Origin of the sequence: Emticicia fluvialis, assembly GCF_024793945.1 — a bacterium.
Classification (GTDB): domain Bacteria; phylum Bacteroidota; class Bacteroidia; order Cytophagales; family Spirosomataceae; genus Emticicia; species Emticicia fluvialis.
In genome coordinates, this window is sequence record NZ_JANUSD010000005.1 from 245,245 (window position 1) to 258,136 (window position 12,892).

The 12,892-nt window shown below is 43.1% G+C and carries 13 protein-coding genes; 8 read left to right on the top strand and 5 right to left on the bottom strand.

Annotated features, from left to right (window positions below; all coding sequences use genetic code 11):
• The 4 genes from NZ848_RS08005 to NZ848_RS08020 all read left to right on the top strand — a co-directional run.
• Positions 1-354 (top strand): tetratricopeptide repeat protein (locus tag NZ848_RS08005; protein ID WP_259015060.1); only part of this gene is annotated, 354 nt, incomplete at its 5' end.
• Positions 355-442: 88 nt separating this feature from the next.
• On the top strand, positions 443-1,192 hold the full coding sequence (locus NZ848_RS08010) for a GNAT family N-acetyltransferase (RefSeq protein WP_259015061.1): 750 nt from the start codon (positions 443-445) through the stop codon (positions 1,190-1,192).
• A 7-nt stretch (positions 1,193-1,199) separates the two neighbouring features.
• The gene (locus tag NZ848_RS08015; RefSeq protein WP_259015062.1) at positions 1,200-1,943 is read left to right on the top strand and encodes a hypothetical protein; all 744 of its coding nucleotides are present in this window, start codon (positions 1,200-1,202) and stop codon (positions 1,941-1,943) included.
• An 87-nt stretch (positions 1,944-2,030) separates the two neighbouring features.
• Positions 2,031-3,068, top strand: a complete 1,038-nt coding sequence (locus NZ848_RS08020; protein ID WP_259015063.1) for an energy transducer TonB — start codon at positions 2,031-2,033, stop codon at positions 3,066-3,068.
• Positions 3,069-3,127: 59 nt separating this feature from the next.
• Here NZ848_RS08020 and NZ848_RS08025 read toward each other — a convergent pair whose 3' ends face one another.
• Entirely contained in the window at positions 3,128-4,108 is a 981-nt protein-coding gene (locus tag NZ848_RS08025) for an acyl-ACP desaturase (RefSeq protein WP_253531448.1), read from the bottom strand.
• A gap of 134 nt (positions 4,109-4,242) precedes the next feature.
• Between NZ848_RS08025 and NZ848_RS08030 the strand changes: the two genes are divergently transcribed.
• Positions 4,243-4,986 carry a lysophospholipid acyltransferase family protein gene (locus tag NZ848_RS08030; protein ID WP_259015064.1) on the top strand — a complete coding sequence of 248 codons (744 nt, stop codon included), beginning with the start codon at positions 4,243-4,245 and terminating at the stop codon, positions 4,984-4,986.
• Between the two features lie 76 nt (positions 4,987-5,062).
• Here NZ848_RS08030 and fabD read toward each other — a convergent pair whose 3' ends face one another.
• From fabD to NZ848_RS08045, 3 genes are all read right to left on the bottom strand, one after another.
• On the bottom strand, positions 5,063-5,956 hold the full coding sequence (gene fabD, locus NZ848_RS08035; protein WP_259015065.1) for an ACP S-malonyltransferase: 894 nt from the start codon (positions 5,954-5,956) through the stop codon (positions 5,063-5,065).
• A 40-nt stretch (positions 5,957-5,996) separates the two neighbouring features.
• On the bottom strand, positions 5,997-6,545 hold the full coding sequence (locus NZ848_RS08040; protein WP_253531439.1) for an SPOR domain-containing protein: 549 nt from the start codon (positions 6,543-6,545) through the stop codon (positions 5,997-5,999).
• A gap of 196 nt (positions 6,546-6,741) precedes the next feature.
• Positions 6,742-8,370: an NADP-dependent glyceraldehyde-3-phosphate dehydrogenase gene (locus NZ848_RS08045; RefSeq protein WP_253531436.1), complete on the bottom strand. Its 1,629-nt coding sequence runs from the start codon at positions 8,368-8,370 to the stop codon at positions 6,742-6,744.
• Between the two features lie 367 nt (positions 8,371-8,737).
• Between NZ848_RS08045 and NZ848_RS08050 the strand changes: the two genes are divergently transcribed.
• From NZ848_RS08050 to NZ848_RS08060, 3 genes are read left to right on the top strand one after another with little or no spacing between them, the layout of a single operon-like run.
• A complete protein-coding gene (locus NZ848_RS08050; RefSeq protein WP_259015066.1) occupies positions 8,738-9,571 on the top strand; it encodes a 1-acyl-sn-glycerol-3-phosphate acyltransferase in 834 nt (277 codons plus the stop codon).
• 38 nt (positions 9,572-9,609) lie between these two features.
• Complete coding sequence (locus NZ848_RS08055) at positions 9,610-10,353, top strand: 3'-5' exonuclease (RefSeq protein ID WP_259015067.1); 744 nt, start codon at positions 9,610-9,612, stop codon at positions 10,351-10,353.
• A gap of 14 nt (positions 10,354-10,367) precedes the next feature.
• Positions 10,368-10,829, top strand: coding sequence for a protein-disulfide reductase DsbD domain-containing protein (locus NZ848_RS08060; protein ID WP_101724757.1), 462 nt, complete (start codon positions 10,368-10,370; stop codon positions 10,827-10,829).
• 80 nt (positions 10,830-10,909) lie between these two features.
• Here NZ848_RS08060 and nagB read toward each other — a convergent pair whose 3' ends face one another.
• Positions 10,910-12,832, bottom strand: a complete 1,923-nt coding sequence (nagB, locus tag NZ848_RS08065) for a glucosamine-6-phosphate deaminase (protein WP_253531429.1) — start codon at positions 12,830-12,832, stop codon at positions 10,910-10,912.
• Between the last annotated feature and the right edge of the window lie 60 nt (positions 12,833-12,892).

A 12,892-nucleotide genomic window follows, 5' to 3' on the forward strand; every position in this document is an offset into this window, starting at 1 on the left:
ACTTTGAATAATCTGGGGAATTTACATAGTGCTAAAAATGAGTTAGAAGACGCTGAGAAGGAATACCAGGAGGCCTTAGAGATAAGAAGAAACTTAGCTAAAACCAATCCACAAGTCTATCAGATTTCTTTGGCTGAAACGCTTAATAATTACGCGTTTTTTTATCTATACAGTAAACCTGAAAAAGAAAAATCATTAGGTTTATCTTCTGAAGGGTTTTTAAATGCTTACTCATACCAAGAGCAAGTACCTTATGCTTTTAATCTTTGCCAGATGTCTATTCAAATCTGGGAAGCATGGGGAGAAGATTTAATAAAATACCTAACTGAAAATCAGAGTACTGAAACTAACTGATAAGTAAATTCATTTCTATATTCCCACAAATTTTCAATAAATTGCTACACGAAAATTTAACAAGTATGATATCCAAACCTGTTATATCATGCCATTCAAAGTCGAAAAGGTAACGCTGGGGGAGATTCTGCCGTATCGCCATTTGTTTTTGCAGGAAATAAACCGGCAGGTAAGATACAATGCCACCCATGAACGCCGCTGGTCAGACGCATACCTGCTTTATGCTGACCATACCATGATTGGCTACGCCTCAGTAAAAGGGCAGGAGATACCCGACCGCGACACCCTCTTTGAGTTTTACCTGCTGCCTATGTATCAGCATCTGGCCAGCAGGGTGTTTCCATACTTATTGTCGGCTTCGGGCGTTCAATATATAGAAACCCAAAGCAATGCGCTGTTGCTTACCACCATGCTGTATGAGTTTGCCGTTAATATACATGCCCTTGTTATTTTGTTTGAAGACGGCCCGCATGCCAATCTGCCAGCACCCGCAGGGGTAACTTTTCAGACCAGACAATCATTTGAAGCCCTTTACGGCAAACAAACAGAAAGCGACAGCGGTTATGTGCTTGAGAAAGCCGGAGAAGAGGTAGCCAACGGAGATTTTTTATTGCACTATAACAAACCTTTTGCAGATTTGTATATGGAAGTAAAAGAGAGCCACCGCCGGCAAGGCCTGGGGGCGTATCTGATACAGGAACTGAAACGCGTGTGCCATGCGGCAGGTAAAATACCCGCTGCCCGCTGTAATATAGAAAATAAAGCATCGAAGGCAACTTTACTGAAAGGCGGCCTGCAAGTTGTAGGCTTTATGTTGATTGGAGAAGTGAAAAAATGAAAAAGCAATGATTTACCACGTTCTGAATGGAGACTCCCTGGCCTTGATTTTTAAAGAGACCACAATAGAGGGAGATGTTATGATTGCCCGTGAGGCACTGATTGACGGCAGCCTGGCCGGAGATAACCTGCCCGATTTCTGGCAGACCCGCGCGGATTGTCATGGTATTAGTCTGGATGAATATCAGGCCTATTCGGTTTCTGAGTTTGACCAGATAATGAATGCCCCGCACGATGCCACTTTCCATCTGTGGTTTGGGTATGACTTGTTTTGTCAGGTCAATATGTGGTTTGTTATTTCGTTAATTCATAACCAACCCAATAACAGAAAAACGTATGTGGTGTACCCGACTTTTCTGGCTGAGGCCGATATCTGGCAGGAGTTCGGCCATGCCGGGGTAGACGATTTGGAGGCAAGCCTTGCAACCCGCATCAAACTGGAGCCAGAAGATATTCAACTGGCGAATGACCTTTGGCAGGCTTATAAGACACATGACCTCGAGGCTTTGGCTCAATTACCGCAGCGTCAATCGGCCTGTTTTCCGTATTTAAAGCAGGTAATTCAGGCGCATTTAGACCGTTTTCCGGTGGAAGGACAACCGCCCAGGCATGAGCGCGTACTGGCAGAAATTATAGAAAACGGAGAAACCGATTTCCATAACGTGTTCAGGCTATTTACTGAGCAACAAGGTGTTTATGGCTTTGGAGACGCGCAACTGAAACCGGTTTATGATAAACTGATGGCCAGGTAAGACCCAAAACCACTCAAAAATATGTCATGCCTCATGGGGCAATGTGAGGGTTTTTATTAACTTCGTACACAAATATTGAATAGGAATATGTTTAAGACGTTGTTTTTGATTTGTGTTTCAACAGGGGCATTGGCTCAGCAATTAATGAGCAGTGTAGTGGGCGACTGGATAAAAGAAGATATCCGGTTAAAAGATGGCAGCCCTATTTTGGATAAAACTATCAATAATTTACAGTTACGTTATATTTTTAATACAGACGGCACGGTTAGGGCGGTTTATGAGGGGAGATCCGGCGACAGGTCCTATAAGATTAAAAATGATACGCTGATTATCGGGGGCGATACTTTCTATAAAATTGAACAGTTGAGCGACATCAAACTGGTGTTGCAGCAAATTACTGCCGACTCGTCTGCCAATGCTTTGAAAATTATCTTTACCCCGGCGCATTTATATAACATTGGCTATTTACCCGAAAAGTACCGTACCCGTGGTGGTGATACCATTTATGTGCTGAAACCCAACTACCTGGAGCCATTCTTTATGGATGCTGAAATGTCGGCGAGTGCCTATATTTCAGATAATTTTGATTTCCCGGAATACAGGGCTGCAGATTTTTATACGCGGTTTATTATAACCAGTAAAGGCGAGGTAAAAGGCATTGAAATTTTGAGAAGTACCAGCGAAAGGTTTAATAATAAACTGATTGCTGCCATTAAAAAAACAGAGGGCAAATGGAAACCCGCCATTTGGGAAGGCAAACCCGTAAACGTAGAAGTAAAAATGGGCTTTGATATAGGCTGGTCAGAACGCGAGGCAATGAAAAATTCATCAGCAGACCCGGATGCAGCAGAGGCAGATTTGGCGGAGTCGAACGAGTTTCTGTCTGAAGGAAAATACAATCTCTCTTTACGAAATTATAACGAGGCTATCAGAAACTTTACCTGGAGCCTTGAGAAAAACCCTTTGAATGTAGATGCCTATTATGGCAGAGCCAGCGCTTATGCAATTAAAAAAGACACCAAAAGAATGTGCGAAGACCTGCTGCAACTAAAAAACCTGCAACAAGCCAGAGGCACGCAGCTATGGGAGAAGTTCTGCACAAATAGTAATGGCGATAAAAAATAAATCCTGCTCCTTCATGTAAAAGAACAGGATTTATCAGGTTATTTCAATGCAAATGGCTTTTAAGAAGCAATCCAGCTAAATTCGTATTCCAGATTCGGTACTTTCGTACGCTCGGCAACACGGCGTAACCTGGCAGGTAATGCCATCAGGTAATCGCGGGCGCGTTCACCTGCATCATTCAGATTGGTTATGCCGGCAATTTTCCATTCATCAAGCAAAGATTCCATAATCTCAATGTAGTCTACGGTAGTATATACCCCCAAGCGTTGCGCTGCATCTGAAAAATGCGAGAAAGTCTGCCCGATTTTAACACCTGTTTCTCTTAAAAAATGAGCAGGCATTACAATTTTCTTCTTCATCATATCTTCAAAGGCCAGCATCATTTCAGACGGGTCCACTTCAAAAATATTGCTGATAAAGGTTTTGTAAGCTTTGGCATGGCGCATTTCGTCAGAGGCAATCACTCCACACATTTTAGACAACGTGTTGTTGTTATACTTCTTGGCCAGGGTGGCTGTGCGGCGGTGCGAAATATTGGTGGCCAGCTCCTGAAACGATGTGTACACAAAGTTACGGTAAGGGTCACGGCCGGTGCCAATATCAAAACCATCGGCAATCAGAAATTGCGTTGATGTTTCCATTGCACGCATATTTACACGACCCGACAAATACAAAAACTTATTGAGCAGGTCTCCGTGGCGGTTCTCTTCGGCTGTCCAGTGGCGTACCCATTTGGCCCATCCGTTGGGTTCGTTTACCTGGTCAACACCTACTACATCAATCAGCCAGGACTCATACGTGGGCAGGGCTTCTTCTGTAATGGTGTCACCAATTAATACAGCTATATAGTCGTAAGGCAATTCTCTGGCGTTCTCTTGCAGAAGCTTTACTTCCTGAAAAAAATCTTCTTTTGTAGCGTCTGGGAGAAAGTCTGATGGTTGCCAATTTGTTTCGATGGGTTTCAAAAATTCTTCAACAAAAAAGTCAATTTTTTGTCCTACAAATTTCATCACCTCTAGTCTTAAATTGGATAATTCCATGATAATGTCTTTTAAAGCTCTTTTATTTTATAAAACGCCGCAAGGTACGTTTATTTTATCTGAAAACAGTAAAATATTGGCTTAATTTATGAAAAAGCCCATTTTCTGACTAGTTTTGTACAAAAAAAAACTTCATGAAAAAAGTTCTTGATTACATACTCAGTATTATTTATTTGCTCTATTTTGGACTATTATTAGTTATTTTTCATGTAGTACAGGTTGTGGCTTTTAATGTTTTCGGCAAAAAGGCGCACAAGAAGTCGGTTGATTTCTTCAATCTGATGCTTACAACCAGTTATTATATTACCGGCACTACGGTGCATTTTGAACAACAGGAAGCATATCCAACCGACCGCCCCATTGTTTTTATAGCCAACCACCAGAGTACTTTTGATATCCCGGCAATTATCTGGTTTTTAAGAAAACACCAACCCATTTTTGTTTCAAAAATAGAACTCGCAAAGGGCATACCCAGCATATCATATAACCTCAGAAAAAGCGGTGCCGCGCTCATAGACCGCAAAGATGGCAAGCAGGCGGTGTCTGAAATTCTGAAATTGAGTAAATATATCCACGAAAACAATTTTTCTGCTGTTATATTTCCGGAAGGCACCCGCTCTAAAACAGACGAAATGAAGCCCTTTGCCGAAGGCGGTATATCAGCTCTTCTTAAAAGAGCGCCCAATGCATTGGTAGTGCCGGTAGCCATACAGGGTACAAGAAGGTTCAATCCTACCAATGGCATGTTTCCGCTCACCTCTTTTTCAAAGCTATCATGGACAGCCCTGAAAGCCATAGAACCCAAAGGCAAAACCACCACCGAAATTGCCGAACAAGCCAGAGAAGCCATAGCACAGGTTTTAAATGCAGGCAAGTAAAAATAATTGTATAAAACGAAGAAGAGACGCAGGCCAAGGCCTGCGTCTCTTCTTCGTTAATTGGGTTTAAGTTTTATTACAAACTGGCACCGGCAGTTTCAGCCTCGGGTGATATTTTCTTCACCAGGCCTTGCAACACTTTACCCGGGCCACATTCAATAAATTTAGTGGCGCCATCGGCTACCATATTCTGTACAGACTGTGTCCAGCGTACGGGTGCCGTTAATTGTGCAATCAGATTGGCCTTGATAGTTTCAATATCGGTTGATGGTTGGGCATTTACGTTCTGGTAAATCGGGCAGCTTGGCGTTGAGAAAGTAGTATTTTCAATGGCCTTGGCCAGCTCTTCGCGTGCGGGTTCCATCAGTGGCGAGTGGAACGCACCGCCTACTTGCAGCACCAGTGCTCTTTTGGCTCCGGCAGCTTTCAGTTCTTCGCAGGCTATGTTGATGCCCTCAATGCTACCAGAAATAACCAGCTGGCCGGGGCAGTTATAATTGGCTGCCACCACGATGTTTTCCGGGTTGCGTGCCGATATATCAGCACATATATCTTCAACTTTTTTATCATCCAGGTTCAGAATGGCGGCCATAGTTGAGGGGTTCAGCTCGCAGGCACGTTGCATGGCGGTGGCTCTTTGGGCCACCAGTCTCAGGCCGTCTTCAAAAGACAAAGCTCCGGCAGCAACCAGTGCCGAGAACTCACCCAGTGAGTGTCCGGCTACCATATCAGGTTTAAAATCGGGAATATTTAAAGCCAGAATTACCGAGTGAAGAAAGACAGCAGGTTGGGTAACATTGGTTTGTTTCAGGTCTTCATCTGTGCCCTCAAACATAATTTTGGTGATATCGAAACCCAGAATTTCATTGGCTTTGTCAAAAAGCGTTTTGGCCTGGGGAAAATTCTCGTACAAGTCTTTGCCCATGCCACTGAACTGAGCCCCCTGCCCGGGGAAAACGTAAGCTGTCATAAATAATGAAAATGGTTTGTTGTTAGATAATCAGGCTCGCCTATCGGTTCTGCTGCATGCTTTTACGTACATCTATTCTTTCAGGCACAATCATGGCTGCCGAATAGCGCTGGCGAATGGTGTTATAGTATTTTTCGGCCTCCATGCGGCTCAGAAAATCACCTGCTTTAAGCCGATACGTAGGCTGGCTGAATGAAAGATAAGTATTTAAGTCAGGAAAATTCGAATATATAAATGATTTGGCCTCGTCTACTTCTCTGCGCTCGTTGCCTACATATACCTGTATCCGATACCCTGCCGAATAACGGATGTTCTTGTTCAGGTCTGACATGGCATCAAGAGCCTTATCTACCTGATTGTTAACATTCAGCGGAATCTCATCTTTAGTTGCAGTAGTGGGGTTGTCTCGCACGGTCTTATTGTCGCGGCTGTCAAAATCAGGCTTTTTTTCATACTTCAGCCGCACAGAAGACAAATCTTCGTCGTACTCACCAATTACCGAACCCTTTGAAGGTATGGAAGATCGTTTGCACGAATAAAAAACTCCCGTCAGAAGAAGACAAAATACTATTTTGGTTAAAATCTTCATAGGTTTTTTGTTATTGCTGGGGATTTCTTCTAATGAAATTTTTGTCAAAATTATAAAAATATTCTAAAACCCGGTTAAACTTATTTGGATTACAGAAGAAACGGCGTTCAAGAGATTATATTTTATCAGGGGGCTTAAGGCAAACAAAGGCAGGAAATAAAAAGAGAAAAATGCCCCGCCGTAACGGGGCATTTCTTTAGAAAATATACTTGGTTGAAAGAAAATGTGAACTGTGTTCTTCCACAATTTCATTGAAAATCTTCTTGTTTTCGGGGGTTTCTTTGGTAGCTACCACGGTTCTGATTGAAAAAGCTCTCAGTGCATCTTCAACCGAAAGTGTCCCTTCCGCCGAATCCTTTCTACCTGTGAACGGGAAGGTATCCGGGCCTCTCTGGCATTGGGCGTTAATGTTCACGCGGCTTACCTGGTTCACGAGCGGGTCAATCAGATTGGCTATCTGATCAGGGTTAGTACCAAAGATACTTACCTGCTGCCCGTGCGACGAGTTGAGCAGATATTGTATAGGCTCTTCTACGTCGTCAAATGGTACAATCGGAATCAGCGGCCCGAACTGCTCTTCTGAGTACACTTTCATTTTTTCATTTACCGGATACAACACTGCCGGGTAAAAGAAAGAATGCACCGTTGTGCCACCGCCTTCGTTCATTACCTCGGCGCCGTGTGCTTTGGCATCTTCAATACACTCGGTCAGGTAGGCTGGTTTGTTAGGCTCCGGCAGCGGAGTAAGATTAACGCCGGCCTCCCAGGGCATACCGTATTTCAGCTTTTCAAGTTCTTCGGTAAATCTGTTCAGGAATTTCTTGGCAATAGAACGGTGTACCCAAATAATCTTGATGGCGGTGCAGCGTTGCCCGTTAAAAGATAACGAGCCCAGAATACACTCTTTCACTGATAGTTCAACATCAGCATTTTTCAACACAATACCAGCATTTTTGGCATCAAGCCCCAAAACTGCTCTTAAGCGGTTAAGCTTGGGGTGCATTTTTTTCAGGTCGTTGGCTACTTTACTAGACCCAATCAGGGTGAGAATATTGATTTTGCCGCTTTGCATAATAGGCGGTATCACATTGGCGCCACGGCCATATATGGTATTGACAACCCCTTTCGGGAAACACTCTTTAAAGGCCTCAAGCATGGGGTAATGCAAAAGCGTGCCATGCTTAGGTGGCTTGAAAAGAATAGTATTACCCATTAGAATGGCCGGTATCAACGTGGTATAGGTTTCGTTAAGGGGATAATTAAATGGCCCCATACAAAGTACCACACCAAAGGGCGAACGGCGAATTTGCCCGATAATGCCCTGCTCAATCTTAAAGCGCGACGACGCACGGTCAATGTCTTTCAGGCAGTCAATGGTATCATATATGTATTCTACAGTACGGTCAAATTCTTTAATTGAATCAGCCAGAGACTTGCCAATCTCAAACATCAGCAGATTTACAATCTCTGTTTTCTTTTCCAGCATCTTCTTAATGAAGTTCTCCATGCACGCAATGCGTTCGCTTACACTCATGGTGGGCCATTCGCCGCGGCCGTTGTCAAAGGCTTTCAGGGCGGCATCAAGCGCCTCCATGGCTTGGGGTACATCAGTAATCGGGAAACTGCCTATGTGCTTGCTGACAAACTTGCCGTTTTCATCTTTTACATAAACCGGCGAGTAGACGTCCTGCGTGGCGCCGCTCCACTGGCGCATTTCTCCTCCTACCAGGTATTCACGCTGATGCAGGGGCGGAATCTGATAAGCTTCGGGAATTTGGTCGGCACTTGGAAAAATGGCCGTGATTTTCTCTTTTAGATTGCTCATAATTGTTTCTTTGGCTTAGGACGATTCATGGAGCCGTATCTTACAGCAATAAGAAAAACGCTGTTTAAACCAGCTCCGGTGGCGTTTTGTTGTAAATACGGTGCCAAATTACTTACACCTGTATGAAAACCAAAGAGAATTAGTTTTTTATAATATATTGAGCAAAAAACTACAACAAAATGTTAAACAAATACTAATTGACCCAATTATTTGCAGATAAACGTATTTCTTCTGAATTTTGAGGGTTAAACCGCGGTATTTAGCATTGTTTTTGGTCTTTTTGAGCCTTTTATGAAATCATCAATCAAAAAATATTAGCTGAATCCGGGTGCATGGTTATTTTTGTACTACCTAAACTTATCATACTTTGCTATATTACGTTTTAAGACCTTTCGTCTGGTTTCTTTTAAAATTTTTTACCAAGCGCATTCATATAAGTGGCCTAGAAAACATCCCTAAAACGGGTGCAGTGTTGCTGGCGTCAAATCATTCCAATTCTTTTCTTGATGCCGTATTATTATGTACGCATTTCGATCGCCGGATATGGTCGCTGGCACGGGGTGATGTTTTTAAAAAACCGGCGGCAAAAAAAGCGCTGAACAGCCTTTTTATGATGCCGATGTACCGCTTGTCTGAAGGCAAAGAGTATCTGGGAGAAAATGATGAAACTTTTAGAAAATGTATTGAGCTTTTCAGAGAAGGAGAAATAGTGTTGATTTTCTCAGAGGGCCTTTGCATACACCAGAAAGAGCTACTTCCTTTAAAGAAGGGTACTGGTCGCCTGGCGCAAAAAGCCTGGAACGATGGCATAGAGGTAATTATAGTGCCGGTGGGTATCAGCTATAATAATTTTGATAAATTCGGCAAAGTAGTGAATATACAGATTGGCGAACCTACTTACCGCGACGATCTGCCACAGGATACCTCAGAGGGCTTGTTTCTGAAAGAGTTTAACCGCTCTTTAACCGACAAACTGAAAGACCTGCTGAACAGGGGGTTGCCTGCTACCGGTTTCTTTAAAAATCCGTTTTATTATATCGGGTCGCTGGTTAATTTTCCTGTCAACTGGCTTAGCGTAACGTTGTCAAGAAAAGTTACCAGGGGCAGTGTGTTTTTTGATTCCATTGCACTGGGAATTTTCATTGTTCTGATACCCGTTTACTGGCTTTTACTGGCGCTGTTGGTTTATTTTCTCGTCTGATTTGCCTAACTTTGTTCTTAACTATTTAATCAAGGCTGATGACTGAAAACGATGTAAAGAGTCTTAAAAATATTCTTTTTATTGATATTGAAACGGTTTCTCAGGAGCCTGACTTCGATTTGCTAAATGAACCGCTCAAAAGCCTTTGGCTAAAAAAGGCCGGGTATCTGCAAAGCAAAGAAAAGGAAGAAATGCCAGACCATCTCTTCTATTTAAACCGCGCATCTATTTATTCAGAATTTGGCAAAATAATCTGCATTGGTGTAGGTGGTATTGTGTTTGATGAGAACCTTGAGCCTTCGCTTCGCGTTAAGATGATAAGCGGGGAGCCGGAAGCCGAAATACTTAAGCAGTTTAAGGGTATTGTTGAAAAACATAAGGCAGGTAAAAACCTGCTGCTTTGTGCGCATAACGGAAAGGAGTTCGACTTTCCATATATCTGTCGCCGGATGCTTGTAAATGGTATTTCGCTGCCTGCAGTATTGCAGATTTCCGGCAAAAAGCCCTGGGAAATAAAGCATATTGACACGCTGGACCTCTGGAAATTCGGAGACCATAAGCACTATGTTTCATTAGAGTTGCTTATCACAATTTTTGGTATTCCGGATGGTGAAACAGGAGTAAGCGGCGACCAGATAAACGAGCTTTATTACAAAGAAAAAAATTTATTGAAGATTGCCCGATATTGCGCCGACGACGTTATTCTTTTAACCCAGCTTTATATGAAAATGAATGATTGGGCCTTAATTAATGAAAACAATATAGAAGTATTATTAAAGTAGTAATCAATAGCAACATGAGAAAAATCCTTTTTATCGTATTATTTGCTTCTTCTCTGGCAGCATCTGCCCAGATTCTTAAACCAGCCAAGTGGACGTTTACTCCGTCTAAAACTTCGGCCAAGGTAGGTGAAACCATTGATCTGGTTTTTACAGCTAAAATTGATGACAACTGGTATATGTATTCGTCTGAACTGAAAGTAGAAGGCCCACTGCCCACCACTGCCAATTTTACCAAAAATGACACTTACGCATTAGTAGGCAAGCTGGTGCCAGTAAAACCAAAAGAAAAGTATGACGATATATGGGGAGGCAAAGTACATTACTTTGAGCATGAAGCCAAATTTATTCAGAAAGTGAAAATCACAAAGGCGAATCCGGTAATTGAAGGCAAAATAGAAAGCCAGACCTGCACCAACAAAGATGGTAAGTGCATACCCGGTAAAGATAAATTTAAGTTTGAGGTAAAAACTATTTAAGGTTTTATTGAACATAAGGCAACAAAAAAGCGGTTTGATAACTCAAACCGCTTTTTTGTTTATAGATCTGGTTGAATTTATCAGAACTTCCAACGTACAAAAGCTTCCATAGCCTCATATTCTGCCAGGCCGAGCTTGTTATACAAACCTGCAGTACCTCTGTTACGCTCTTCAGCACGTTGCCAGAACTCGCGCGCATCGCTACCCTGAAACACCACGCCGTCTTTCTGAGACTGGTGCTTAAAGATACCCATACGTTTCTGCAACACCTGGTCTGGCGACATAGGTACGGCCATTTCAATTTCGTGGATATCCCACTCTGCCCATGCACCACGATACAGCCACAACCAGCAGTCTTTCATAAAGTTTTTATGCTTGATGTTTTCAATGGCAGCAAAGATAGCATCCAGACAAACTTTGTGTGTGCCATGTGGGTCGGCCAGGTCGCCGGCGGCATATATCTGATGCGGTTTTATTTCTTCTATCAAATCGGCCACCACCTTTACATCGTCCGGCCCTAATGGTTTTTTCTCTATTCGGCCGGTTTCATAGAAAGGCATATCAAGAAAATGGACGTTTTCTTCAGGTATACCTACAAATCGGCAGGTAGCTTTGGCCTCTCCGCGGCGAATCAGACCTTTTACGTATCTTACAGCCGGGCTGTCGATATCGCTGCCTTTTTTGTTTTTCAAAAACTCTTTGGCTTCACTGAAAAGAGCCCGGGTCTCTTTGTTTTCAATACCGAATTTGTGGTTGAAATCTACCACGAAATCAATGAAACGAATGGCTTCATCATCTGCTACCGCAATGTTGCCCGATGTCTGATACCCCACGTGTACATCGTGTCCCTGGTCAACCAGACGTTGGAAAGTACCACCCATTGAAATAATATCGTCATCCGGGTGAGGGCTGAAAATAATTACACGTTTTTTTGCAGGCAATGCTCTTTCTGGGCGGTTGGTGTCGTCGGCATTAGGTTTGCCACCCGGCCAGCCAGAAATAGTATGTTGTAATTGATTGAAAACATCAATGTTGATCTCATAAGCCTGCCCGTGACGCGCCAACAGGTCGCTCAAACCGTTGTCGTTATAGTCCTTATTGGTTAGCTTCAGGATAGGCTTGCTCAAAGAAAGTGAAAGCGTTGTGACCGCCTTTTTCACCATTTTGCTGGTCCACTCCACGTCTTCAACCAACCAAGGGGTTTTCATGCGGGTAAGGTCAGAAGCCGCTCTTTCGTCAATTACAAAAAGCGTGTTGGCATGCGTTTGTAAATAAGAAGCCGGAACCGACTCTGTTACGCGTCCTTCTACCGCCTCGGCTATTACCGGAGCTTTTCTTTCGCCCCATGCCAGCAAAACTACTCTTTTGGCATTTAGTATTTTTGAAACACCCAGCGTAATGGCTTTTTTAGGAACATTCACCAGACTGCCACCGAAGTCAGAAGCTGCCGCTACGCGTGTAGAGTGGTCAAGCATCATCAGTCGGGTTCTTGAATTAACCAGCGAGCCGGGCTCGTTGAAACCAATATGCCCATTGGCGCCAATACCCAGCAACTGAAAGTCAAGGCCGCCCATGGCATCTATTTTTCTTTCATACTCTTCGCAGAATTCTTTTATCCTGTTGGCAGGAATGGTGCCGTCCGGAATAAAATAGTTTTCCTTTGGCATATCTACCCTGTCAAAAAGCTGCTCCTTCATAAACAAAACATAACTTTGCAGCGAGTCAGGCTCCATTGGGTAATACTCATCAAGGTTGAAAGAAACCACGTTTTTAAAACTGAGGCCTTCTTCATTGTGCATGCGTACCAGCTCTGCGTAAACTGATTTGGGCGATGAACCCGTAGCCAGGCCTAGTATACATGGTTTCCCTTGTTTTTGTTTTTCGCGAATCAAATCAGCAATTTCCTGAGCAACTGCTTTTGAGGCATCTTTTGAGTCTTTAAAAATCTTGGTAGGAATCTTCTCGTAAGCAATAGGTTCATTCGTTATAATCTGCTGTTCCATTATAATGTAGTTTTGTTATTAGAGGCAATAGCATGTAGTAAGATTCGGCAAATTTAAGGC